Raw genomic sequence first — 24115 nt, 5'->3', positions numbered from 1 at the left:
ATTTATCCCGATAAGCTGACGTATTATGCTGGCTGGCAAGTGACCGAGCGCATCACCTACGCTCAGCACTCAACGATGCCGTATCATTATTTTTAAGGGATGAAAAATGAAAGGTAAACTCTCTATCGCATTTATGCTGTCGGTCTGCTTTTCCGCATCGGCGGCAGATTCGGTTCACTGGGGCTACGAAGGCGACGGCGATCCGGCGCACTGGGGAAAACTCTCCCCGGACTTCTCGCTGTGTGAAACGGGGAAAAATCAATCTCCAGTCAATATCCGGCAAGCACTAAGCACCCAGCATGAGCCCTTACAGTTGGCTTTCCAGTCTGGGACACAGCAGATTATCAACAACGGACATACCATTCAGGTTAACGTCAGTTCAGGAAATACGCTGCTGCTGGATAACGAGACATTCGCCTTGCAGCAATTCCACTTTCACGCACCGAGTGAAAATGAAATTGATGGTAAACAATTTCCATTGGAAGGCCACTTTGTCTATAAAAACGCGGATGGCGCGCTCACCGTTATTGCGCTGATGTTTCAGGAGGGAGCAGCCAATCCACAGCTAGCCACGGCATGGCAGCAGATTCCGGCTCGCGTCGATCAGGCGGAGGACGTACGCACGCCGATTGCCATTCAGGCTTTGTTACCGACGTCATTAAACTACTATCGATTCAGTGGGTCACTCACTACGCCACCGTGCTCAGAAGGCATCCGCTGGCTGGTGCTGGATCATCCCGTTACCGCCTCTGCTGAACAAATAAGCCAGTTCAGCGCGGTCATGCACCACGCTAATAATCGCCCCATACAGCCGCTTAATGGTCGAATCATCATCCATTAAGCCACTCCGCGAGGCTGGTCAGAGCATTTGCCAACCAGCCTCAGCTAAATTGGTGCCCTTTTTTGCCACATTAACCAACGCATTTCACTGATAAAACATTGCTAGCCTGTTGTATCTCCAGTAAAAACGACCACGCTTACAGATAAAATTCTGTAAGCAGATGAATATTTTACAGAGCAAAAAATCGACACAAAAACATAACATATTGTTAAATATGAATAATATTTTCATATGCCGCTACGAACTGCATTTTCATTGATCGATAGCCGTAAATTGGTCAAAGTTTGGCCTTTCATCTGACGTAAAAAATGCGTAATATACGCGCCCTTGCAGGCACAGTATGGTCAATTTTTGTCTATGCACATTGGACAATTTCAGCTTACCAATCGTTTGATAGCAGCCCCAATGGCTGGTATTAGCGATCGCCCATTTAGAGCACTCTGTCATGCGATGGGCGCTGGAATGACCGTGTCTGAAATGCTGTCTTCCAATCCGGAAGTGTGGCGTTCAGACAAGTCGCGTTTGCGAATGGTACATAGTGATGAACCGGGTATCAGGGCCGTGCAGATTGCCGGTTGTGACCCCGATGAGATGGCGGCGGCAGCGAGAATCAACGCTGATTCCGGCGCGCAGATCATTGACATCAATATGGGCTGCCCGGCGAAGAAGGTGAACCGCAAGATGGCAGGATCTGCGTTGTTGCAGTATCCGGATTTGGTCAAACAGATCCTCTCTACGGTAGTGAAAGCGGTAGACGTACCGGTAACACTGAAGATCCGTACCGGTTGGGCACCAGAGCACCGCAACTGTGTAGAAATTGCCAAATTGGCTGAAGACTGTGGCATTCAGGCGTTAACTATTCACGGACGCACTCGTGCGTGCCTGTTCAATGGTTTCGCCGAATACGACAGCATTCGGGCAGTTAAGCAGGCCGTTTCCATTCCTATTATTGCGAATGGCGACATTACAGACCCGCATAAAGCCAGGGCGGTTCTTGACTACACTGGGGCTGACGCCCTGATGATAGGACGAGCCGCTCAGGGAAGACCCTGGATCTTTCGGGAAATCCAGCATTATCTGGACACAGGGGAGTTGCTGGCACCACTGCCTTTGGTAGAGGTCAAGCGCTTGTTGATCGAGCACATACGGGAATTGCACGACTTTTATGGTCCAGGCAAGGGATTTCGTATCGCTCGTAAGCACGTATCTTGGTATCTCCAGGAGCACGCCCCAAACGACCAGTTTAGGCGCACATTCAACGCCATTGAGGATGCCAGCGAGCAGCTGGAGGCGTTGAAGGCATATTTTGAAAATCTTGCGTAAACAGAAAAAGAGCTGACAGAACTATGTTCGAACAACGCGTGAATTCTGACGTACTGACCGTTTCCACTGTAAACTCTCAGGCTCAGGTAACCCAAAAACCCCTGCGCGACTCGGTTAAACAGGCACTGAAGAACTATTTTGCTCAATTGAACGGTCAGGATGTAAGTGACCTGTATGAGCTGGTACTGGCTGAAGTTGAACAGCCACTGTTGGACATGGTGATGCAATACACCCGCGGTAACCAAACCCGCGCAGCCCTGATGATGGGCATCAACCGTGGTACTCTGCGTAAGAAATTGAAAAAATACGGCATGAACTGATACTAATCAGTTAAGCATTTGAAAAAAGGCGCTTTACCTCTTGGGTTAAGCGCCTTTTTCTTTGCCTTCTATTTAGGCAGCAGCCTGAGCTGTGGTATCTGCGAGATGGGGCGAAAACAAACAGCCCAAAGAAGAATCCAAAGGCTGACTGGTGTTACAGGTAGCGTAAGTGCTGACTTAAACTTACTCTAACAGCCAGTTCAGCATTCAGAAGCGGACATTACTGTAAATTTATGGCATGTTGCTTATCGAGGGATCAGGACAGATGGGCAAGAAATAATTAATGAGCATTAATAATCCAAATGCATATGGGAATAAATTTTAACCGTTATAACTTGAGGATCGCCGCAAATTCCTTGTGCTTTCTTGTAGCCCATTCGGGCTTGATGGAAAACATTAAATGATACTGTCTTCGGAAATATACATCCCTGAACGTTCTGTCTGGGGAACTATTCAAAGCCGCATAGCTTGAAGCCATACCACGGACACCGCAGTCAGTGAACCAATAAAGGATGTCTTCATCACTGAGAGTCACATTACGCTCCCTTTCTATACCTCTTTCACTGACGATAAAATGGTATTCCTCACCATGAATCTCCAGATACGGAGTAGCAAGACCATCAGGTTTATCAGGGATAAAGAAGTAATAATTTGGCCTTACCCCACCGCCAAGCTGTTGGCCTATTTTAAGGAGTTCCGCCCTCAGTTCTTCGATTGTTTTCATCGGAATATGCTTTTCTTGTATTTCAACTACTCACCCCAGACGTATTCTGCGCCAATATCAGGATAGCCACGATCAACTTGAGGACCTACCTATACGTCACATCAGTCGCAGAAAGATTAAATTTATCCTTTCTGACCCATTGTTGCGGCATTCAAATCACTCAAGAGATACGTTGTAGTCATCGATAACTCGCATTAAAACCACTCTTGGTGTGTCTTTTGTACTAATTCTGAAGTTACTTTTCAGTCGCTGCACGATCATTGCTGTGGAGAGTTCGTTACCCAAATATGAGATAGTTAATTTTCTTCCCATGTTCTCATGAGTAATTTTCCCCAATCTATCCCCACATCTATCAGTAAGGTGAATACCCAAGCTATCTGAGCCCGTTTCATCACGTTTCACATACTGAATGGACTCTATGCACGGAGAATCGAAGATATGATTTTGGGTTCCAACCGAAAATTCAAACGTCCCTTTTTCTGCATACGACGTAAATGGTATTAACGCAGACAAACACAATAAGCCGATCTTGCTAAACATTTTATCCTCCACTATGGGAGGAAAGTGTATCACGAGCTACAAACTCCAACTGAGTCACTACGGCTTTGATAGACATCTCAAAAGACATTATTGTGACTATGAGCTGAAATGGTTAACGTCGGCTCATGCAAGTACCCGATTGCTAAATTCAGTCGCTCCCGACGACCAAACACAGTCGGGCTTATCAGTCGCTAACCCACTATCAAAACACCTCAATTAGCTCAAACTCTTCAAACACCAGCAGCATATCTGGGGCGAAGCTGCCTTCTCTTTCAAAATACCGCTGATGGCCTTCGCGCCAGAAAGCCAAGCTTTCATCTCCTTCGCCCTCTTTCGCCGCCATTTCAGCGGTGACGTCGCAGTAACGCACCAGCGTTAACGAGCGTGTCCGAATCACGCATGAGGGTTGTCCTGCACCGTCCAGAACAATGTTGTAATCGCCGACCTGTGGCGTTTCCTCATTTTTGAACGAGTGATACGAGCTACAGGTTGCGGTTTTATGCCCTTCCAGTACCAGTTGCAGCAATTCATCCGCCAGCTCGGGGCTGTCGCCGAACGACCAGCGCAGCGCATCTGGGTAGTTTTCCAATCCTTGTTTATGCCTCATCAGCTTCCTCATATAAGGCTATGATTGCTCTGTTTTCTCACACCATCATAGCCGTAAAGAGGCCATCAGGTAATATCCACTTCCACCCAGAGTGCCGCATGGTCGGACGCAGCTGTGTCCCATGAAGTGACTTCGGGTAGCGGCGTAACGGGTTCTGCGCCCTCTTTGGCAGCAATCTTGTCGATATTATAAATGCCTCGACGCTCGACGCCCCAACCCACCACCGCCTGATGCAACGGCGCGGACAAGAATATGTAGTCCAGTTGATTTAACCGAGCACCTTTCTTGCCACCAGCAAAATAGTAGGTATAACGCTCTTTTTCTGGGCGCTCAGGGTCAATAACGGGATGCAAATCCGACAGAGAAAACAGCGGAGCCAAACTTTGCCAGGGGTTTGACGAATCCTCGTTCAAATCGCCAAGAATCACCACGTAATCCTTCTTGAGATCGTAAGTCTGTTTGACAATCTCTGCGACACGTTCGGATTGGTCACGGCGCTTCTGCGCCCCACGCTGTCGTTCTTGCTCTGTTTGGCCGCTTTGGCTTTTGAAATGGTTGCACAGGATATAAATTGGCTGTTTGAGGCCAGCATCCAACGTGACTTCGAGACAATCACGGCTAAATACGGGGTCAAACTGCTTTCCGGCGTCAAAAATATGGGTGCGTAGCTGGGCGATTCGATAACGCGTCAAGCAGGCAACATCAATGCCGCGTGGGTCATTCGGGCTGTCGATCATCACGAACTGGCTGAATTTCTTTTTCCCGAGTACCTGACTGTTGAAGTCACGTAATACATCCATGTTTTCAACTTCAACGGCGCACAGGATGTCGGCGTTAAGCAGGTTAATAATCTTGCCCGTGTTCTTGCGCTGTTGGCTGCTGAATTCCTGCGATTTGAACACGATTTCACCTATCCAATCTCCACGACCACGGCAGCTTTTATTGATCCTGAATCCCGTACCAGCCTCCTCCTTTTTCCATCTCCCCAACGTGCCCGCATCGGTACGGATATCAATATAAGGACGGAGTGCGATAGAAAGACGGAACACCTGATCCTTCAAGGCATCATCGTATCGGGGCTGTTCGAGAAGCTGCTGGAGCTGCCTGACCTGTTCCAATAAGGCATCGATCTGCTGGGAATCGGGGAGGTTAAGAATCGCAGTGCGATGAAATAGGTTCTCAACGTTATAGCTGGCGATACGGATCTTCATTGTTGTCTCCTGCTGGATAGTGGCAAAAGCAATGATGTCCTTTGAGAATAGAAGCCGATTGTGACAGTTGGGTAACATTACGGCAGCAGCAGACTTTTTCTATCGTTCTTTCGCACAAGATGGTTAAAGCTGGGCAGGCGCACTATATTCACTACAATTCACGGCAAACGACGTTCAGGACTATATTCACTTCTGATATAAATCATCACACAACGTGATTTATAAACAGATGTGTTGTCGCGTAGATTCATTATTAACAAAAGTTATAAGCACATCGCTGCACACCACTCACAGGAATTCATAATGAAAAAAATACGTTTTGCTTTACTGACCAGCGCCCTGCTTGCTACCAGCGTATTCGCTCATGCAGATGACCTTAGCGCCATCAAGTCCGCAGGGGTTATCAAGTTCGGTACGGAAGGCACCTACGCGCCTTACACCTATCATGATAAATCAGGGCAACTGGTTGGTTTCGATGTGGACGTTGGCCGTGCGGTGGCAGAAAAGCTCGGCGTGAAAGCACAATTTATTGAAGGGCGCTGGGACGGTTTAATCGCCGGTATTGATGCCAAGCGCTACGATGCGGTCATCAATCAGGTTGGCGTAACCAAAGAACGTCAGGTCAAGTATGATTTCTCCAAGCCTTATATCGACTCCAAAGCCGTGCTGGTTGTCCGTGGTGATAACACCGCCATCAAGGACTTCAGCGATCTGAAAGGCAAAAAATCGGCCCAAAGCCTGACCAGTAATTACTCCAAACAAGCCACCAGCTACGGTGCGGAAATTGTACCAACGGACGGCTTTAACCAGTCGCTGGATCTGGTTCTTAGCGGCCGCGCCGACGCCACATTGAACGATAATCTGTCATTCCTGGATTTTAAAAAGCATAAGCCGGATGCCAACGTGAAGATTGCCGCGACCTCAAAGGACGGTGAGCCTTCCGCTATTCTGGTGCGTAAAGATCAGGCTCCACTGGTGGAAGCATTGAATAAAGCTCTGGATGAAATCAAAGCGGACGGCACCTATAAAACGATATCTGTGCGATACTTCGGGGAGGATGTTTCTCAATAATCGCACTGTTACCAGAGCGCGCTGTCATCAATATGATGGTCACCAGCGCGCGCTGTGATTAGCGCCTATCGTTATCGGAGCTCGTTTTCATGCCGCCTTGGCTACAACTCATGGCAGACTCTTTCTGGAGTCTGCTATCTGCGGGACTGAAATTTACCGTCCCTCTGGCTATCCTGTCTTTCATCTTTGGCCTAGCTCTCGGCATTCTCATCGCGCTGGTTCGCCTCTATGGCCCAAAGCCGCTGAAATGGCTGGGTGATTTCTACGTTTGGGTCATTCGTGGCACACCGCTGCTGGTGCAGCTTTTCCTGATTTTTTATGGGCTGCCCAGCGCGGGCATTACTCTGGATGCCTTTCCGGCGGCACTTATTGGTTTCACCGTCAGTGTGGGAGCCTATAGCTCTGAGATCGTCCGTGGGGCCATCTTATCTGTCCCGAAAGGCCAATGGAGTGCCGCCTATTCTCTCGGCATGAATGGCAGGCAGGCGATTCGTTGGGTCATCTTTCCTCAATCCGTTTTCGTTTCGCTACCGCCGCTCTCCAATACGTTTATTTCCTTAATCAAGGATACGTCGCTGGCCGCCGTCATCACCGTGCCGGAAATGTTTCTATCCGCTCAGCGTATCGTTTCCGTTACCTATGAGCCTCTGATTCTGTATGTCGAGGCTGCACTGATTTATCTGATGTTCAGCACGGTGCTAAGCCAATTACAGGTTAAGCTCGAAAAGTATTATCAGCGCCACATCACGCACTAACACCTCCCGCATCAGCCCACGCCATCCGCTGGGCTGATGACATTACCGTGTTCCCAGACTCTCCCTGCTCAACAGGCAAACCTGAAGACGCTTCACGATCTCCATTTTGACGCACTAAAAGAGGGCGCTCCGGCCTCTTTGCATTTATTACGGTGCGCGCGTACCTAATTAGAATTACCCACTTAGATCAATAACCATTCCATTTCGTCTTCATTATCAAGCAAATAGAAAACTGGCATTTTATTTGCTTTGCTCTGCTTACGTCGGCATACCGACAGACAGGTATGGTGCACCTTATTGTGCGCCGCAACACAACTGTGTACTGCAACAACAGCAGATAACTCTAGACGCTAGGATGATTATGAAAAGAATAGTGATTTCTACTCTGGTTGCTGGCGCGTCACTCTTTGCCGCCATCAACCAAGCCCATGCTGGTGCAACGCTGGACGCCATTCAGAAGAAAGGATTTGTGCAATGTGGTATCAGTGATGGCTTACCCGGCTTTTCCTATGCAGACGCCAGTGGCAAATACTCCGGTATTGACGTTGACGTGTGCCGCGGTCTTGCTGCTGCCGTATTCGGTGATGCCAATAAAGTCAAATACACGCCGCTGACGGCAAAAGAGCGCTTCACCGCACTACAATCCGGCGAAGTTGATGTGCTGTCGCGCAACACCACCTGGACCTCCTCTCGTGACGGCGGAATGGGTATGCTCTTTACTGGCGTAACCTACTACGACGGCATTGGCTTCCTGACGCATAACAAAGCGGGCTTAACCAGCGCAAAAGAGTTGGATGGCGCAACCGTTTGTATTCAGGCCGGAACCGATACCGAGCTGAACGTCGCGGACTACTTCAAAACGCATAAAATGCAGTACACCCCCGTCACGTTCGACCGCTCTGATGAAAGTGCCAAAGCGCTGGAGTCTGGCCGTTGCGATACGCTGGCATCAGACCAGTCACAGCTGTATGCACTGCGTATCAAGCTGAGCAAACCTGCTGAATTCATCGTTCTGCCAGAGGTGATTTCCAAGGAGCCGCTAGGTCCAGTGGTACGCCGTGGTGATGAAGAGTGGTTCTCGATCGTACGCTGGACGCTGTTCGCTATGCTGAATGCCGAAGAGATGGGCGTAACCTCGAAAAACGTCGATCAACTGGCAGCAAAACCGACTACGCCAGATATGTCCCACCTGCTGGGTCACGAAGGCAGCTACGGCAAAGATCTCAAATTACCGAATGATTGGGCATTCAAAATCATCAAACAGGTCGGTAACTACGGCGAAATCTTTGAACGTAATGTCGGTATGGGCAGCGAGCTGAAAATTAAGCGTGGCCTGAACGAACTGTGGAACAAAGGCGGGATCCAGTACGCACCAGCGGTACGTTAATTATCAGAACAAACTGGGCGCAGTGCATTGCTGCGCCCCTCAGTGCCCCCGTATCGAGGTTCCAGCATGCTACAACGCCCAACCGTAAAAGGTGATTTATCACTGACGAATCCAGCGGTGCGCGCCTGGCTGTATCAAATTGTCGTTGTTATCGCTGTATTGTCTATCGCAGCCTACCTGTTGCACAACACTGTGACCAATCTGGCACAAAGGGGCATTACCTCTGGCTTCGATTTTCTGAATAAAAGCGCTGGCTTTGGCATCGTCCAACACCTGATTGACTATCAACAGGGTGACACCTACGCCCGCGTGTTTCTTGTTGGGCTATTCAACACACTGCTGGTTTCAGCATTGTGCATCGTGTTTGCTTCTATTCTCGGCTTTACCATCGGTCTTGCTCGGCTATCCGACAACTGGCTATTACGGAAAATATCCAACATTTACATCGAGATATTCCGTAACATTCCGCCGTTATTGCAGATCTTCTTCTGGTATTTTGCCGTATTGCGAAATCTGCCTGGCCCGCGCCAGTCCATCAGTGCATTTGATATCGCGTTCCTCAGCAACCGAGGCTTTTATCTGCCATCCCCAGAGATGGGGCCAGGCACCGCTGCGTTTTTTCTTTCTCTACTGATCACGCTGGTGGTGACATGGGTTGTCTTTCGGCGTAATCAGCGCTATCACGCGTTAACTGGTCAGATGCGTAGAACCTGGCCGATGACGTTGGGTTTGTTGCTTGTCCTGTGTACACTCAGCCATCTGATTTTTGGCCCCGCTTTTCACTGGGATGTGCCGGAATTAAAAGGATTCAATTTCCGCGGCGGTATGGTGTTGATCCCTGAACTAGCCGCATTGACTGTTGCGCTCTCGGTCTACACCTCATCGTTTATCGCCGAGATTATTCGTTCTGGTATCCAATCAGTTTCTCACGGCCAACATGAGGCCGCGCGTTCTCTCGGCTTACCCAATCCCGTTACGCTACGTAAAGTCATCCTCCCGCAAGCGTTACGCGTCATCATTCCCCCGCTGACCAGCCAGTACCTCAACATCGTGAAAAATTCATCATTGGCGGCTGCCATTGGCTACCCCGATATGGTGTCACTATTCGCGGGAACCGTGTTGAATCAGACGGGTCAGGCCATCGAAACCATCGCGATAACCATGTCGGTCTACCTCATTATCAGCCTGCTAATCTCGCTGTTGATGAATCTGTATAACCGAAGAATCGCGTTAGTCGAACGCTAAGAGGACGTCATGACGATGAATCATTATACGCAAGGCCGTCAGTCGCCTCTGTTCAGAGCCATGCAGTGGGCGCGGCGTAATCTTTTCTCAAGTATTGGCAATAGCCTGTTAACACTGTTTTGCCTCTGGCTATTGTGGGTTGCCATACCGCCGCTGCTCAACTGGGCAATTTTTCAGGCTAACTGGATTGGCACAACTCGTAATGACTGTACGCGTGATGGTGCCTGCTGGGTCTTCATTCATGCCAGATTTGGTCATTTCATGTATGGGCTGTATCCAGCAACAGAAGTCTGGCGCATTAACTTTGCACTCGCTATCGGGCTGCTCAGTATCCTGCCGATGTTCCTGAAAACCATTCCCAATCGCGGACGTTACATTGCCGTCTGGACAGTGGCTTACCCACTCATCGCCTGGTGGCTGCTTTACGGTGGTTTTGGCGGGCTCAGTCGAGTGGAAACCTATCAGTGGGGCGGATTAACGTTAACGCTGATTATTGCTGCTGTGGGTATCGCTGGGGCGCTGCCACTTGGCATCTTGCTCGCATTAGGCCGCCGCTCCACGCTGCCGATTGTCCGTATGCTGTCCGTCGTGTTCATCGAATTTTGGCGTGGCGTACCGCTCATCACCGTGCTTTTTATGTCATCCGTGATGCTGCCGCTGTTTTTAACGGAAGGCACCACTATCGACAAACTGCTAAGGGCATTAGTTGGCGTGATTTTATTCCAATCCGCTTATGTCGCCGAGGTGGTTCGCGGTGGCCTGCAGGCACTTCCTAAAGGACAGTATGAAGCCGCTGAATCACTGGGCTTAGGCTATTGGCGCATGCAGGGGCTGGTCATCCTTCCCCAAGCGCTGAAAATGGTTATCCCAGGCCTAGTGAATACCATCATTTCTCTCTTTAAAGACACGAGTCTGGTCATCATCATCGGCCTTTTCGATCTCTTCAGCAGTATCCAGCAGGCAACCGTCGACCCCACCTGGCTGGGTATGTCGACAGAAGGTTACGTTTTTGCCGCTATGGTTTACTGGATTTTCTGTTTCAGCATGTCGCGCTATAGCCAACATCTGGAAAATCGTTTTAACACCGGATACAAGTCACACTGAGGCCATCCATGAATCAGACTGTATTAACTCAATCAACCGATCACATGATTACCTTAGAGAATGTGAATAAGTGGTACGGACAATTTCATGTACTGAAAGACATCAATTTGCAGGTCAGGCAAGGGGAACGAATTGTGCTCTGTGGCCCGTCCGGCTCAGGTAAATCGACCACCATACGCTGCATTAATCATCTCGAAGAACATCAACAGGGGCGGATTGTTGTTGACGGTATTGAATTGAATAACGATTTACGCAACATCGAAAAAGTTCGTACTGAAGTTGGCATGGTGTTTCAGCACTTCAATCTTTTCCCGCACTTAACTGTATTGCAGAACTGCACGCTGGCACCATGCTGGGTACGTCACACACCGAAAAAAGAAGCAGAAGAATTGGCAATGCACTATCTGGAACGTGTACGCATCGCCGCACATGCTCATAAGTTTCCAGGACAGCTATCTGGCGGCCAACAGCAACGCGTAGCCATCGCGCGTTCACTGTGTATGAAGCCCAAGATTATGCTGTTCGACGAACCGACGTCCGCACTGGATCCTGAAATGGTGAAAGAAGTGCTGGATACCATGCTGGGGCTGGCACAAGATGGAATGACGATGTTGTGCGTAACGCACGAAATGGGGTTCGCGAAAACCGTCGCTGACCGAGTGATCTTTATCGATCAGGGTGAGATCGTAGAACAAGCACCACCGGATATCTTCTTTTCTAGCCCTCGCTCAGAGCGCACGCAGGCATTTCTTTCACAAATCCTGCACTAATCCAGAACCATCAGCCTGCGTATCTGCGCAGGCTTTCTCCTGCATCGCAATTATGATGGTTCTCACGGCTCACACTGCGCGGAGCAGACGATCATTCATACCAAATCATTGAGTAATGTCGGGCAGAAGACAATTTCCGCGCCCCCAAGAGCCGTCATTGCATAGTCGTAATCACCCTGCTACCAACGGACAGCTACCAAGTACGCGCCAATAACACCCCAAAATTCCCATAGCAAAAAGCCCCTGTCTTTCGACAGGGGCTTTCCACGCAGTTGATGCCTGGCAGTTCCCTACTCTCACATGGGGAAGCCCCACACTACCATCGGCGCTACGGCGTTTCACTTCTGAGTTCGGCATGGGGTCAGGTGGGACCACCGCGCTATCGCCGCCAGGCAAATTCTGTTTCATTCCAACCGTTATGCTTTACTCTTTTGTATCGCACAACCATCAGAACCAATCTTTGAACAAGCTGACTATCAAAATCTATGAGTCGCCCACAAAACACCTTCGGTGTTGTAAGGTTAAGCCTCTCGGGTCATTAGTACTGGTTAGCTCAACGTATCGCTACGCTTACACACCCAGCCTATCTACGTCGTCGTCTTCAACGGCCCTTCAGGGACATCTAGTGTCCAGGGAAGACTCATCTCGAGGCAAGTTTCCCGCTTAGATGCTTTCAGCGGTTATCTCTTCCGCACTTAGCTACCGGGCAATGCAATTGGCATCACAACCCGTACACCAGTGGTGCGTTCACTCCGGTCCTCTCGTACTAGGAGCAACCCCTCTCAATCTTCCAACGCCCACGGCAGATAGGGACCGAACTGTCTCACGACGTTCTAAACCCAGCTCGCGTACCACTTTAAATGGCGAACAGCCATACCCTTGGGACCTACTTCAGCCCCAGGATGTGATGAGCCGACATCGAGGTGCCAAACACCGCCGTCGATATGAACTCTTGGGCGGTATCAGCCTGTTATCCCCGGAGTACCTTTTATCCGTTGAGCGATGGCCCTTCCATTCAGAACCACCGGATCACTAAGACCTGCTTTCGCACCTGCTCGAGCTGTCACTCTCGCAGTCAAGCTAGCTTATGCCTTTGCACTAACCTCCTGATGTCCGACCAGGATTAGCTAACCTTCGTGCTCCTCCGTTACGCTTTGGGAGGAGACCGCCCCAGTCAAACTACCCACCAGACACTGTCCGCAACCCGGATTACGGGCCTACGTTAGAACATCAAACATTAAAGGGTGGTATTTCAAGGTTGGCTCCATGCAGACTGGCGTCCACACTTCAAAGCCTCCCACCTATCCTACACATCAAGGCTCAAGGTTCAGTGTCAAGCTATAGTAAAGGTTCACGGGGTCTTTCCGTCTTGCCGCGGGTACACTGCATCTTCACAGCGAGTTCAATTTCACTGAGTCTCGGGTGGAGACAGCCTGGCCATCATTACGCCATTCGTGCAGGTCGGAACTTACCCGACAAGGAATTTCGCTACCTTAGGACCGTTATAGTTACGGCCGCCGTTTACCGGGGCTTCGATCAAGAGCTTCGCCTTGCGGCTGACCCCATCAATTAACCTTCCGGCACCGGGCAGGCGTCACACCGTATACGTCCACTTTCGTGTTTGCACAGTGCTGTGTTTTTATTAAACAGTTGCAGCCAGCTGGTATCTGCGACTGGCTTCAGCTCCATCCGCAAGGGACTTCACCTACACGCCAGCGTGCCTTCTCCCGAAGTTACGGCACCATTTTGCCTAGTTCCTTCACCCGAGTTCTCTCAAGCGCCTGAGTATTCTCTACCTGACCACCTGTGTCGGTTTGGGGTACGATTTGATGTTACCTGGAGCTTAGAGGCTTTTCCTGGAAGCGTAGCATTGGTTACTTCATCACCGTAGTGACTCGTCATCACGCCTCAGTGTTAACGATGACCCGGATTTACCTAAGTCACCCACCTTCACGCTTAAACCGGGACAACCGTCGCCCGGATAACCTAGCTTTCTCCGTCCCCCCTTCGCAGTAACACCGAGTACAGGAATATTAACCTGTTTCCCATCGACTACGCTTTTCAGCCTCGCCTTAGGGGTCGACTCACCCTGCCCCGATTAACGTTGGACAGGAACCCTTGGTCTTCCGGCGTGCGGGTTTTTCACCCGCATTATCGTTACTTATGTCAGCATTCGCACTTCTGATACCTCCAGCAGCCCTCACAGGCCACCTTCGACGGCTTACAGAACGCTCCCCTACCCAACAACACCTAAGTGTCGCTGCCGCAGCTTCGGTGCATGGTTTAGCCCCGTTACATCTTCCGCGCAGGCCGACTCGACCAGTGAGCTATTACGCTTTCTTTAAATGATGGCTGCTTCTAAGCCAACATCCTGGCTGTCTGTGCCTTCCCACATCGTTTCCCACTTAACCATGACTTTGGGACCTTAGCTGGCGGTCTGGGTTGTTTCCCTCTTCACGACGAACGTTAGCACCCGCCGTGTGTCTCCCGTGATAACATTCTTCGGTATTCGTAGTTTGCATCGGGTTGGTAAGTCGGGATGACCCCCTAGCCGAAACAGTGCTCTACCCCCGAAGATGAGTTCACGAGGCGCTACCTAAATAGCTTTCGGGGAGAACCAGCTATCTCCCGGTTTGATTGGCCTTTCACCCCCAGCCACAAGTCATCCGCTAATTTTTCAACATTAGTCGGTTCGGTCCTCCAGTTAGTGTTACCCAACCTTCAACCTGCCCATGGCTAGATCACCGGGTTTCGGGTCTATACCCTGCAACTTAACGCCCAGTTAAGACTCGGTTTCCCTGCGGCTCCCCTATACGGTTAACCTTGCTACAGAATATAAGTCGCTGACCCATTATACAAAAGGTACGCAGTCACCTAACAAGTAGGCTCCCACTGCTTGTACGTACACGGTTTCAGGTTCTATTTCACTCCCCTCGCCGGGGTTCTTTTCGCCTTTCCCTCACGGTACTGGTTCACTATCGGTCAGTCAGGAGTATTTAGCCTTGGAGGATGGTCCCCCCATATTCAGACAGGATGTCACGTGTCCCGCCCTACTCATCGAACTCACAACTTGTGCATTTTTGTGTACGGGACTATCACCCTTTACTGTGCGACTTTCCAGACGCTTCCACTAACACACAAACTGATTCAGGTTCTGGGCTCCTCCCCGTTCGCTCGCCGCTACTAGGGGAATCTCGGTTGATTTCTTTTCCTCGGGGTACTGAGATGTTTCAGTTCCCCCGGTTCGCCTCATGACACTATGTATTCATGTCATGATAATGTGTCGAAACACATTGGGTTTCCCCATTCGGGTATCGTCGGGTATAACGGTTCATATCACCTTACCGACGCTTATCGCAGATTAGCACGCCCTTCATCGCCTCTGACTGCCTAGGCATCCACCGTGTACGCTTAGTCGCTTAACCTCACAACCCGAAGATGTTTCTTTCGATTCATCATCGCGCTGCGATTATTTGAGAGACTCATTGACAGACTGACGCATCACGACCTACCCGAAGGCAGTCCTGCATGTTCAGCCGTCATGTTTCAATTTTCAGCTTGTTCCAGATTGTTAAAGAGCAAAACATCGCAGTGCACCCATACAGGTACACTCTGATGTTTTTTATCATAACGAGTAGTGATGGTGGAGCTATGCGGGATCGAACCGCAGACCTCCTGCGTGCAAGGCAGGCGCTCTCCCAGCTGAGCTATAACCCCGTCTCTACTTACAGTTACCTTAGATACCACTCATGGAAGAGTTGGTAGGCCTGAGTGGACTTGAACCACCGACCTCACCCTTATCAGGGGTGCGCTCTAACCACCTGAGCTACAAGCCTATTAAGGTATTTCTGCTCGTTATTTTCATCAGACAATCTGTGTGAGCACTTCACTCAACACACATCTTTTTTGGTAAGGAGGTGATCCAACCGCAGGTTCCCCTACGGTTACCTTGTTACGACTTCACCCCAGTCATGAATCACAAAGTGGTAAGCGCCCTCCCGAAGGTTAAGCTACCTACTTCTTTTGCAACCCACTCCCATGGTGTGACGGGCGGTGTGTACAAGGCCCGGGAACGTATTCACCGTAGCATTCTGATCTACGATTACTAGCGATTCCGACTTCATGGAGTCGAGTTGCAGACTCCAATCCGGACTACGACGTACTTTATGAGGTCCGCTTGCTCTCGCGAGGTCGCTTCTCTTTGTATACGCCATTGTAGCACGTGTGTAGCCCTACTCGTAAGGGCCATGATGACTTGACGTCATCCCCACCTTCCTCCGGTTTATCACCGGCAGTCTCCTTTGAGTTCCCGACATTACTCGCTGGCAACAAAGGATAAGGGTTGCGCTCGTTGCGGGACTTAACCCAACATTTCACAACACGAGCTGACGACAGCCATGCAGCACCTGTCTCACAGTTCCCGAAGGCACTAAGGTATCTCTACCGAATTCTGTGGATGTCAAGAGTAGGTAAGGTTCTTCGCGTTGCATCGAATTAAACCACATGCTCCACCGCTTGTGCGGGCCCCCGTCAATTCATTTGAGTTTTAACCTTGCGGCCGTACTCCCCAGGCGGTCGACTTAACGCGTTAGCTCCGGAAGCCACGCCTCAAGGGCACAACCTCCAAGTCGACATCGTTTACAGCGTGGACTACCAGGGTATCTAATCCTGTTTGCTCCCCACGCTTTCGCACCTGAGCGTCAGTCTTTGTCCAGGGGGCCGCCTTCGCCACCGGTATTCCTCCAGATCTCTACGCATTTCACCGCTACACCTGGAATTCTACCCCCCTCTACAAGACTCTAGCCTGTCAGTTTTGAATGCAGTTCCCAGGTTAAGCCCGGGGATTTCACATCCAACTTAACAGACCGCCTGCGTGCGCTTTACGCCCAGTCATTCCGATTAACGCTTGCACCCTCCGTATTACCGCGGCTGCTGGCACGGAGTTAGCCGGTGCTTCTTCTGCGGGTAACGTCAATCAGCAAGGTTATTAACCTTACTGCCTTCCTCCCCGCTGAAAGTGCTTTACAACCCGAAGGCCTTCTTCACACACGCGGCATGGCTGCATCAGGCTTGCGCCCATTGTGCAATATTCCCCACTGCTGCCTCCCGTAGGAGTCTGGACCGTGTCTCAGTTCCAGTGTGGCTGGTCATCCTCTCAGACCAGCTAGGGATCGTCGCCTAGGTGAGCCATTACCTCACCTACTAGCTAATCCCATCTGGGCACATCCGATGGCAAGAGGCCCGAAGGTCCCCCTCTTTGGTCCGAAGACGTTATGCGGTATTAGCTACCGTTTCCAGTAGTTATCCCCCTCCATCAGGCAGTTTCCCAGACATTACTCACCCGTCCGCCGCTCGTCACCCAGAGAGCAAGCTCTCCTGTGCTACCGCTCGACTTGCATGTGTTAGGCCTGCCGCCAGCGTTCAATCTGAGCCATGATCAAACTCTTCAATTTAAGATTTGTTTGATTTGCTGAACTCGTCAGCGATGCTCAAAGAATTAGTTACTGTTCATTCGTAATGAATTTACTGTTGTTCACTCTTCAAGACTTTTTATATCATTAAGATACGGTCTTGTGAGTGCCCACACAGATTGTCTGATTATATTGTTAAAGAGCAGTGCCACTTCTTCGGTGGCGCGGGCTGCATATACTATGCTAATCCGCTTTAAAGTCAAGTCATTACTGACCGCCTTTAGTAAATCTTTTTCCTGTCACTACAACCGCGTGTCGCTGTTGCCGTGTCAGTGGAGGCGCATTATAGGGACTTCTCGGCGGCTGACAAGCGCTAAATGCAAAATAATTTCCGAGTGAGGATTTTTTCAGCAAAGCGCAGTAAAAGACGGCGTTATGCGGGATTTTTCGCCGCTAACTGAGCGAAATCCTGCGCGAAACGGGCAACCTGCTGCCAGTCCGTATATTCAATTTCTTTCGTGCTATCCGTTTCGCCGCCCGTCATACGCATAATGAGTTGAATCATTACCCGATCGAACCAACGATAACGCGGATAACGCAGAGCACCCGCGAACACACAACACAGATCTGGCTGCCAAGGGGAATTCAGCAGGAACTTACGCGTATAGGCATTGGTTTGTATTGTGCGCTTTTCTGGTTTACGTGCAGTCAGGTTTACTGAGAAGAATGCGCTGGGCATCTGTTGCAGAGAAGTCAGATGCTTATGGATAAACTGATTTACCGCTGGATGAAAGCGCCCGTACCGGATCGACGCCCCAATCAGGACCTGATCGTATGCGCCCAGATCGATATCATTCGCATTGAGTACATTAACAACATCACACTCCAGAATCCCTTTCAGCGTATTCGCAATAGAGGAGGCAATCGCTCTGGTTTGCCCATCCCGACTCGAAAACACGATCAAAGCTTTCATTGTTCTTTATCCTTATGGGGGCTATTCCCGCCAGAAGGTTGGCGTAAACAGCACTAAAAGCGTGAAGACTTCCAAACGACCAAACAGCATTGTCAGTATCAGAATCCATTTCGCCGTATCATTCATTGACGTAAAATTCTCAGCGACGACGCCCAGGCCCGGCCCCAGATTATTTAATGTGGCAGCAACCGCAGCAAACGCAGAGAAATCATCAACGCCTGTCGCAATGACGGCCAGCATGCTGACAATAAAAACCAGCGCATACGCGGAGAAGAATCCCCACACGGCCTCAAGGATGCGTTCAGGCAACGCCCGATGACCCAGCTTAATCGTATAAACCGCATTCGGATGCACCAACCGTTTAAGCTCACGTGACCCTTGTAGGAAAAGCAGCAGGATACGAATCACTTTCAAGCCGCCCCCAGTTGAGCCTGCACACCCGCCAATAAACGCGGAGCACAGGAGCAAAACCGGCAGGAAAAGTGGCCATGATGCAATGCTATCCGTCGTAAACCCTGCCGTTGTCGCCATGGAGACAACCTGAAAAAATGCCTGATTGATCGTCTGCATTCCGCTGTCATAAACATGGTGGAACCACAGAACGATCGTACACACGGCCACCAGCGACAGTTGAACAAAAATGAACATGCGGAATTCTGGATCACGCCAGTATACCTTCAGGCTACGGCCGCTCAGCAGAGCAAAGTGCAAACCAAAGTTACAGCCGGAAATCAGCAAGAATATCGCGATGATGGTGTTAATCGTTGGGCTGTTGAAGTAGCCAATGCTCGCATCGTGGGTAGAGAACCCGCCGACCGATACCGTAGAGAAGCTGTGCCCAATTGCATCAAATATCGGCATGCCAGCCAGCCACAACGCAACTGCACAGGCAATCGTGAGTAAGAGGTAAATCAACCACAGCGTTTTCGCCGTATCGGCAATACGCGGGCGCATTTTGTTTTCCTTCAACGGCCCCGGCATTTCCGCACGATAAAGCTGCATCCCACCGACACCAAGAATCGGCAGGATAGCAACCGCGAGTACGATGATCCCCATCCCACCAAACCATTGCAGCATTTGCCGATAAAACAGGATGGCTTTAGGCAATGAATCCAGCCCAACCAGCGTGGTTGCTCCCGTTGTCGTTAACCCTGAAAACGATTCAAAAAAAGCATCCGTTACGCCCAGATTAGGATGTTCAGCAAACAGGAAAGGCAGTGCCCCAACGCTTCCCAGCACCGTCCAGAAGAGGACAACAATCAAGAACCCTTCTCGAGACTTCAGCTCATGCTTCTGTTTCCGGTTTGGTAGCCATAGCATGATGCCGATTGCCAACGCGACAATAAATGTCTGCGTAAATGCCCGGCCTGCGCCATCACGGTAAATTAACGCCACCAGCCCGGGAATAACCATCGTCCCGGAAAAAAGGATAACCAACTGGCCGACAATACGGGTTATGGCGCGCAAGTGCATCGCAGGGAATTCCTTAATGATTCATAAAAAAGCGCTGGGATTATTATAGAATCGGCAATAAATGCAACGCACCGCGACTTAAATCACGCAATTTCGTTGCCGCTTCCTCGGTTTCCCTGATAGGGAGAGAGAACCGCAATACGACGTCCACGCCATACTCGCTATGCAGCACTTTTCCGCCAAGTTGAAAGATCAGTGATTCCACCTGGGGCAACAGCGCATAGTCACACTGTAAGCCATACTCTTTTTGCAAGACTTTCTCTTGCTGCGATACCAGCTTCAGCGCTTGCTGGACGCCACCGCCATAAGCCTTTACTAACCCGCCAGTGCCTAGCGGGATTCCGCCATAGTAACGTACCACCACGGCGGTAATCTCACCGATACCGCTTCCCATCAGTTGCGACAGCATCGGTTTACCCGCGGTGCCGGATGGCTCACCATCGTCAGAAAAGCCAAGCTGCTGAGAATCGTCAGGCGCACCCGCAACAAACGCCCAGCAGTGGTGCCCCGCCGAGGCATGTTCTTCCCTGACATGCTGGATAAACGCTTTTGCCGCGTCGATTCCCGGCGTTGCCGCCAGGATCGTAGTAAAGCGGCTTTTCTTGATTTCCTCACTGAAGCTCACGGGCGCAGTAGGAATGGGATACGCTTGCATCAGGCCAGATTCAAGTCGCGCGTCATGTTCTCCACACGACCGTCATGAATGACAATATTATCCTCAATACGAATACCACCAAACGGTTTCAGCGCATCGATTTTTTGCCAGTCAACGTGTTGACTCAATTCGCCCTCACGCCACGGAGCAAGCAAGGATTCGATGAAATAGATGCCCGGTTCGATCGTCATGACCATGCCAGGTTCGAGCACACGGGTACAACGCAGATAAGGATGCTGCGCAGGCGCTGCCAGATGTGTACCGCGATCGTCTTGCATAAACCCAGCGACATCATGCACCTGCAAACCCAGCGGATGACCAAGACCGTGCGGCAGGAAAAGCGACGTAAGCCCCTGCTCCACCATCGCTTCTTCGCTGATGTCCCGCACCAGTTGATGTGATTTCAGTAGTTTCGCAATTCGCTGATGCATCTGAAGATGGTAATCGGTATAGCGCACTCCCGCCTGAACGGTATCAATCAGCGCAAGCATTTCCTGATTGAGGCCTTTAATCAGTTGAGTAAAAGCCCCATCGCTCTGTGCAGAATAGGTTCGCGTGAGGTCAGCGGCATATCCGTTATATTCAGCCCCTGCATCAATCAGGAAGCTGCGAACATCGGATGGCACCTGATGATCGAGCTGGGTATAGTGCAACACCGCCGCATGTTCATTGAGCGCGATGATATTGCCGTAAGGCACATCGATATCCCGATGACCCGTTGCCGTCAGATACGCCAGATTAATATCGAATTCGCTCATGCCGGAAAGAAATGCTTCATGCGCTGCACGATGGCCGATAACTGCTGTCTTCTGTGCTTCACGCATGCAGGCCAGCTCGTAGTCTGTTTTGTAAGCGCGATAATAGTGCAGATAATCCAACACGCCCTGAGGATTGATATTGTCCGCGCGAATACCCAAATCCTGCGCACGTTGTGGCGCATAGCCGATATAGGCAACACGCTCACGCTGCGATGGAAGTAATTGTCCGATATCATCGGCATTCCGCAATACGGTAATCTCAATCTCTTCGGTCCAGAAGCTCTCAGGAACCGGCGCTACGTTATGCCAGTAATCAACCGGCGAATAGAACCACAGTTTAGGCGGATTAACGCCGTCAACCCATAGCCAGCAGTTCGGCACCTGCGTGACCGGCACCCACGCTTTAAACTGCGGGTTAACTTTAAAAGGATAGTCGTGATCGTCCAAAAAAACGGTCAACAGCTCACCAGAGTGAATCAGTAATGCGTCAAGCTGATGGCGCGCTAAAACCGCCTGAGCACGCGTTTGCAGCGTAGCCAGATGGTGATGATATAAAGAAGCCAGCTTTTCCATGAGTATCCTTGTACGTCACGACATGATCCCTCCATTTTAACACAGGCATTCCCCAAGGGCAGCGTCCGCGCTTTGTGATCGATTCGGCAAAAAATTAATCTATCGTTTGCAAAAAATTAACATTAAAACCACAATTCGATTATCTGGTCATACCAGATCACTCACATAAACAGCGGAGATAAACATGCTTTATCAAGGTGAATCCCTCTACCTTAACTGGCTTGAGGACGGCATTGCCGAGCTGGTATTTTCAGCCCCTGGCTCCGTAAATACGCTAGATACCCGCACGGTTGCCAGCCTAGGTAAAGCGCTCGACGTTCTGGCAGAACAGCCGAACCTGAAAGGCTTACTGCTACGTTCGGACAAACCTGCATTTATTGTCGGCGCCGATATCACGGAATTCCTTTCTCTTTTTGCCGCACCGGCAGAAAAGCTGCATGAGTGGCTGGTCTTCGCCAACCGTATTTTCAACCGTCTTGAAGATTTATCCGTTCCCACGCTGTCCGCGATTAATAGCTATGCGTTGGGTGGCGGATGTGAATGCGTGCTGGCAACTGATTTTCGCTTAGCCACACCAGATGCTCGAATCGGGTTGCCTGAGACTAAACTCGGGATCATGCCGGGTTTTGGTGGCACGGTCAGGCTACCGCGCCTGCTGGGTGCTGACAGCGCGCTGGAGATTATCGCCGCCGGTAAAGATGTCAGCGCAGCCGATGCTTTAAAAGTGGGGCTGGTACAGGCCGTTGTCGCCAACGAAAAGCTGATTCCCGCCGCAATCAAAATGCTAAAACAGGCCATAAAGGGCGAACTGGACTGGCAGGGTTATCGACGCCCAAAATTTGAGGCGCTGAAACTCAATAAAATTGAAGCCATGATGAGCTTCACCACCGCCAAAGCGATGGTGCTACAAACCGCTGGGAAGCATTACCCAGCACCGATGCTAGCGGTAAAAACCATCGAAGCCGCCGCGACCATGACGCGTGATGAGGCATTGCAGCTCGAAACGCAGCACTTCGTCCAACTGGCACGCTCAAATGAAGCGCGCGCACTTGTCGGCATTTTCCTCAACGATCAATATGTTAAAGGAAAAGCGAAGAAGCTGATTGGCGATACGCCTGTGCCACAACAAGCCGCCGTACTAGGTGCGGGCATTATGGGCGGCGGGATTGCCTATCAATCCGCGTTCAAGGGCGTGCCAATTCGGATGAAAGACATCAACGAGAAACCGCTCGCGCTGGGGATGAATGAGGCAGCCAAACTCCTGAATAAACAGATGGAACGAGGGAAACTGGACGGGATGAAAATGGCGGCGATTCTGGCCAGTATTCACCCAACGCTGGATTACGCTGGGTTCGAGCGTACCGATATCGTCGTTGAAGCCGTGGTAGAAAACCCGAAAATCAAAGCCAGCGTACTAGCAGAAACCGAATCGCACATTAGTGAGAGTACGATTCTGGCTTCGAATACCTCAACGATTCCAATTGCTGTGCTGGCTGCGACGTTAAAACGACCGCAAAATTTCTGCGGTATGCACTTCTTTAACCCAGTACACCGCATGCCGCTGGTCGAAATTATTCGTGGCCCTAAAACCAGTGACAGCACCATCGCTAGCGTGGTGGCTTACGCCAGCAAAATGGGCAAGACACCGATCGTCGTGAACGACTGCCCAGGATTCTTCGTGAATCGCGTCCTGTTCCCCTACTTTGCAGCATTCAGCTTACTGCTCAGAGACGGGGCCGATTTCCGCGAGATCGATAATGCCATGGAAAAGAAATTCGGTTGGCCGATGGGCCCGGCTTATCTGCTGGACGTTGTCGGCATTGATACCGCTCACCATGCTCAAGCCGTTATGGCAGAAGGCTTTCCACAACGGATGGCAAAAGACTATCGCGATGCGATCGACGTGTTGTTTGAACATCAACGCTTTGGGCAGAAAAATGGTCAGGGCTTCTATCGTTATCAAACCGATAGCAAAGGGAAACAGCGTAAAGAACAGGATGACGCCGTAGATGCACTCCTTAAAGACATCAGCCAACCGAAAAAAGCGTTCAGCGCAGAAGAGATTATCGCTCGGATGATGATCCCGATGATTAATGAAGTCGCGCGTTGTCTGGAAGAAGGTATTGTCGCCAGCCCTGCTGAAGCGGACATGGCGCTGGTATACGGCTTAGGTTTCCCTCCCTTCCACGGCGGAGCGTGCCGCTATCTGGATACATTAGGTAGCGAACGTTATGTCGCGATGGCGCAGCAACTGGCACACCTCGGCGCAATCTATCAGGTGCCTGATGGCTTGCAGCAAAAAGCCAGAAGCAATGAAGGCTATTATCCATCGGTCGCGCCGCACGCGGACGTTTCTTACGGTCAACCGGTATGA

18 protein-coding genes, 2 tRNA genes and 3 rRNA genes are annotated in these 24115 nt (G+C 50.5%); 10 read left to right on the top strand and 13 right to left on the bottom strand.

The genetic code is table 11. From position 1 onward, the window contains the following. The first annotated feature begins 106 nt into the window (after positions 1-106). From A7983_RS09350 to fis, 3 genes are all read left to right on the top strand, one after another. Positions 107-841 (top strand): carbonic anhydrase, encoded by a 735-nt coding sequence (locus tag A7983_RS09350; protein WP_005975347.1) that lies wholly within the window; start codon positions 107-109, stop codon positions 839-841. A gap of 357 nt (positions 842-1198) precedes the next feature. Next, a complete protein-coding gene (gene dusB, locus A7983_RS09345; protein WP_012822055.1) occupies positions 1199-2164 on the top strand; it encodes a tRNA dihydrouridine synthase DusB in 966 nt (321 codons plus the stop codon). Positions 2165-2187: 23 nt separating this feature from the next. Beyond that, on the top strand, positions 2188-2484 hold the full coding sequence (fis, locus tag A7983_RS09340) for a DNA-binding transcriptional regulator Fis (RefSeq protein ID WP_005975342.1): 297 nt from the start codon (positions 2188-2190) through the stop codon (positions 2482-2484). Between the two features lie 328 nt (positions 2485-2812). Here fis and A7983_RS09335 read toward each other — a convergent pair whose 3' ends face one another. The 4 genes from A7983_RS09335 to A7983_RS09320 all read right to left on the bottom strand — a co-directional run bounded on the left by A7983_RS09335 (position 2813) and on the right by A7983_RS09320 (position 5566). Beyond that, positions 2813-3208 carry an Imm63 family immunity protein gene (locus A7983_RS09335; protein ID WP_005975339.1) on the bottom strand — a complete coding sequence of 132 codons (396 nt, stop codon included), beginning with the start codon at positions 3206-3208 and terminating at the stop codon, positions 2813-2815. A 156-nt stretch (positions 3209-3364) separates the two neighbouring features. Then, entirely contained in the window at positions 3365-3748 is a 384-nt protein-coding gene (locus A7983_RS09330; protein WP_005975337.1) for a hypothetical protein, read from the bottom strand. Positions 3749-3950: 202 nt separating this feature from the next. Beyond that, the gene (locus A7983_RS09325; RefSeq protein WP_005975335.1) at positions 3951-4355 is read right to left on the bottom strand and encodes an ASCH domain-containing protein; all 405 of its coding nucleotides are present in this window, start codon (positions 4353-4355) and stop codon (positions 3951-3953) included. A 65-nt stretch (positions 4356-4420) separates the two neighbouring features. Further along, complete coding sequence (locus tag A7983_RS09320) at positions 4421-5566, bottom strand: endonuclease/exonuclease/phosphatase family protein (protein WP_005975332.1); 1146 nt, start codon at positions 5564-5566, stop codon at positions 4421-4423. A gap of 303 nt (positions 5567-5869) precedes the next feature. Here A7983_RS09320 and A7983_RS09315 point away from each other — a divergent pair, with 303 nt between their 5' ends. From A7983_RS09315 to A7983_RS09290, 6 genes are all read left to right on the top strand, one after another. Continuing rightward, positions 5870-6637: an amino acid ABC transporter substrate-binding protein gene (locus A7983_RS09315; RefSeq protein WP_005975330.1), complete on the top strand. Its 768-nt coding sequence runs from the start codon at positions 5870-5872 to the stop codon at positions 6635-6637. Between the two features lie 89 nt (positions 6638-6726). Then, a complete protein-coding gene (locus A7983_RS09310; RefSeq protein WP_005975327.1) occupies positions 6727-7392 on the top strand; it encodes an amino acid ABC transporter permease in 666 nt (221 codons plus the stop codon). Between the two features lie 361 nt (positions 7393-7753). Next, a complete protein-coding gene (locus tag A7983_RS09305; protein ID WP_005975324.1) occupies positions 7754-8779 on the top strand; it encodes an amino acid ABC transporter substrate-binding protein in 1026 nt (341 codons plus the stop codon). Positions 8780-8845: 66 nt separating this feature from the next. Beyond that, positions 8846-10024 (top strand): amino acid ABC transporter permease, encoded by a 1179-nt coding sequence (locus A7983_RS09300; RefSeq protein WP_005975321.1) that lies wholly within the window; start codon positions 8846-8848, stop codon positions 10022-10024. 9 nt (positions 10025-10033) lie between these two features. Continuing rightward, positions 10034-11128, top strand: coding sequence for an amino acid ABC transporter permease (locus A7983_RS09295; RefSeq protein WP_005975318.1), 1095 nt, complete (start codon positions 10034-10036; stop codon positions 11126-11128). An 8-nt stretch (positions 11129-11136) separates the two neighbouring features. Then, complete coding sequence (locus A7983_RS09290; protein ID WP_005975315.1) at positions 11137-11898, top strand: amino acid ABC transporter ATP-binding protein; 762 nt, start codon at positions 11137-11139, stop codon at positions 11896-11898. 277 nt (positions 11899-12175) lie between these two features. Here A7983_RS09290 and rrf read toward each other — a convergent pair. From rrf to pepQ, 9 genes are all read right to left on the bottom strand, one after another. Further along, positions 12176-12291, bottom strand: a 5S ribosomal RNA gene (gene rrf, locus A7983_RS09285). 124 nt (positions 12292-12415) lie between these two features. Further along, positions 12416-15323 (bottom strand): 23S ribosomal RNA (locus tag A7983_RS09280). A gap of 216 nt (positions 15324-15539) precedes the next feature. Further along, positions 15540-15615, bottom strand: a tRNA-Ala gene (locus A7983_RS09275). Positions 15616-15657: 42 nt separating this feature from the next. Then, a tRNA-Ile gene (locus tag A7983_RS09270) sits at positions 15658-15734 on the bottom strand. Between the two features lie 74 nt (positions 15735-15808). After that, positions 15809-17351, bottom strand: a 16S ribosomal RNA gene (locus A7983_RS09265). Together the 16S, 23S and 5S rRNA genes with 2 tRNA genes alongside form the textbook arrangement of a ribosomal RNA operon. A 391-nt stretch (positions 17352-17742) precedes the next feature. After that, complete coding sequence (gene hemG / locus A7983_RS09260; protein WP_005973459.1) at positions 17743-18282, bottom strand: menaquinone-dependent protoporphyrinogen IX dehydrogenase; 540 nt, start codon at positions 18280-18282, stop codon at positions 17743-17745. Positions 18283-18303: 21 nt separating this feature from the next. Then, the gene (gene trkH, locus A7983_RS09255) at positions 18304-19755 is read right to left on the bottom strand and encodes a Trk system potassium transporter TrkH (RefSeq protein ID WP_005973457.1); all 1452 of its coding nucleotides are present in this window, start codon (positions 19753-19755) and stop codon (positions 18304-18306) included. 43 nt (positions 19756-19798) lie between these two features. Then, complete coding sequence (locus A7983_RS09250; protein ID WP_005973455.1) at positions 19799-20410, bottom strand: IMPACT family protein; 612 nt, start codon at positions 20408-20410, stop codon at positions 19799-19801. Then, positions 20410-21741 (bottom strand): Xaa-Pro dipeptidase, encoded by a 1332-nt coding sequence (pepQ, locus tag A7983_RS09245; RefSeq protein ID WP_005973453.1) that lies wholly within the window; start codon positions 21739-21741, stop codon positions 20410-20412. Before pepQ ends, A7983_RS09250 begins: the two co-directional genes overlap by 1 nt. A gap of 184 nt (positions 21742-21925) precedes the next feature. Here pepQ and fadB point away from each other — a divergent pair, with 184 nt between their 5' ends. Continuing rightward, a complete protein-coding gene (gene fadB / locus A7983_RS09240) occupies positions 21926-24115 on the top strand; it encodes a fatty acid oxidation complex subunit alpha FadB (RefSeq protein WP_005973451.1) in 2190 nt (729 codons plus the stop codon).

Origin of the sequence: Pectobacterium wasabiae CFBP 3304 (assembly GCF_001742185.1) — a bacterium.
In the GTDB taxonomy this organism is placed as follows: Bacteria; Pseudomonadota; Gammaproteobacteria; order Enterobacterales; family Enterobacteriaceae; genus Pectobacterium; species Pectobacterium wasabiae.
Note: the sequence above shows the minus strand (reverse complement) of the source record. Positions and strands in the feature narration are given on the sequence as shown.

What these genes read in the sequence shown, in the direction of transcription:
- A7983_RS09350 (WP_005975347.1), top strand. Translation starts at nt 107, where the DNA reads ATGAAAGGTAAACTCTCTATCGCATTTATGCTGTCGGTCTGCTTTTCC.
- dusB (WP_012822055.1), top strand. Translation starts at nt 1,199, where the DNA reads ATGCACATTGGACAATTTCAGCTTACCAATCGTTTGATAGCAGCCCCA.
- fis (WP_005975342.1), top strand. Translation starts at nt 2,188, where the DNA reads ATGTTCGAACAACGCGTGAATTCTGACGTACTGACCGTTTCCACTGTA.
- A7983_RS09335 (WP_005975339.1), bottom strand. Translation starts at nt 3,208, where the DNA reads ATGAAAACAATCGAAGAACTGAGGGCGGAACTCCTTAAAATAGGCCAA.
- A7983_RS09330 (WP_005975337.1), bottom strand. Translation starts at nt 3,748, where the DNA reads ATGTTTAGCAAGATCGGCTTATTGTGTTTGTCTGCGTTAATACCATTT.
- A7983_RS09325 (WP_005975335.1), bottom strand. Translation starts at nt 4,355, where the DNA reads ATGAGGCATAAACAAGGATTGGAAAACTACCCAGATGCGCTGCGCTGG.
- A7983_RS09320 (WP_005975332.1), bottom strand. Translation starts at nt 5,566, where the DNA reads ATGAAGATCCGTATCGCCAGCTATAACGTTGAGAACCTATTTCATCGC.
- A7983_RS09315 (WP_005975330.1), top strand. Translation starts at nt 5,870, where the DNA reads ATGAAAAAAATACGTTTTGCTTTACTGACCAGCGCCCTGCTTGCTACC.
- A7983_RS09310 (WP_005975327.1), top strand. Translation starts at nt 6,727, where the DNA reads ATGCCGCCTTGGCTACAACTCATGGCAGACTCTTTCTGGAGTCTGCTA.
- A7983_RS09305 (WP_005975324.1), top strand. Translation starts at nt 7,754, where the DNA reads ATGAAAAGAATAGTGATTTCTACTCTGGTTGCTGGCGCGTCACTCTTT.
- A7983_RS09300 (WP_005975321.1), top strand. Translation starts at nt 8,846, where the DNA reads ATGCTACAACGCCCAACCGTAAAAGGTGATTTATCACTGACGAATCCA.
- A7983_RS09295 (WP_005975318.1), top strand. Translation starts at nt 10,034, where the DNA reads ATGACGATGAATCATTATACGCAAGGCCGTCAGTCGCCTCTGTTCAGA.
- A7983_RS09290 (WP_005975315.1), top strand. Translation starts at nt 11,137, where the DNA reads ATGAATCAGACTGTATTAACTCAATCAACCGATCACATGATTACCTTA.
- hemG (WP_005973459.1), bottom strand. Translation starts at nt 18,282, where the DNA reads ATGAAAGCTTTGATCGTGTTTTCGAGTCGGGATGGGCAAACCAGAGCG.
- trkH (WP_005973457.1), bottom strand. Translation starts at nt 19,755, where the DNA reads ATGCACTTGCGCGCCATAACCCGTATTGTCGGCCAGTTGGTTATCCTT.
- A7983_RS09250 (WP_005973455.1), bottom strand. Translation starts at nt 20,410, where the DNA reads ATGCAAGCGTATCCCATTCCTACTGCGCCCGTGAGCTTCAGTGAGGAA.
- pepQ (WP_005973453.1), bottom strand. Translation starts at nt 21,741, where the DNA reads ATGGAAAAGCTGGCTTCTTTATATCATCACCATCTGGCTACGCTGCAA.
- fadB (WP_005973451.1), top strand. Translation starts at nt 21,926, where the DNA reads ATGCTTTATCAAGGTGAATCCCTCTACCTTAACTGGCTTGAGGACGGC.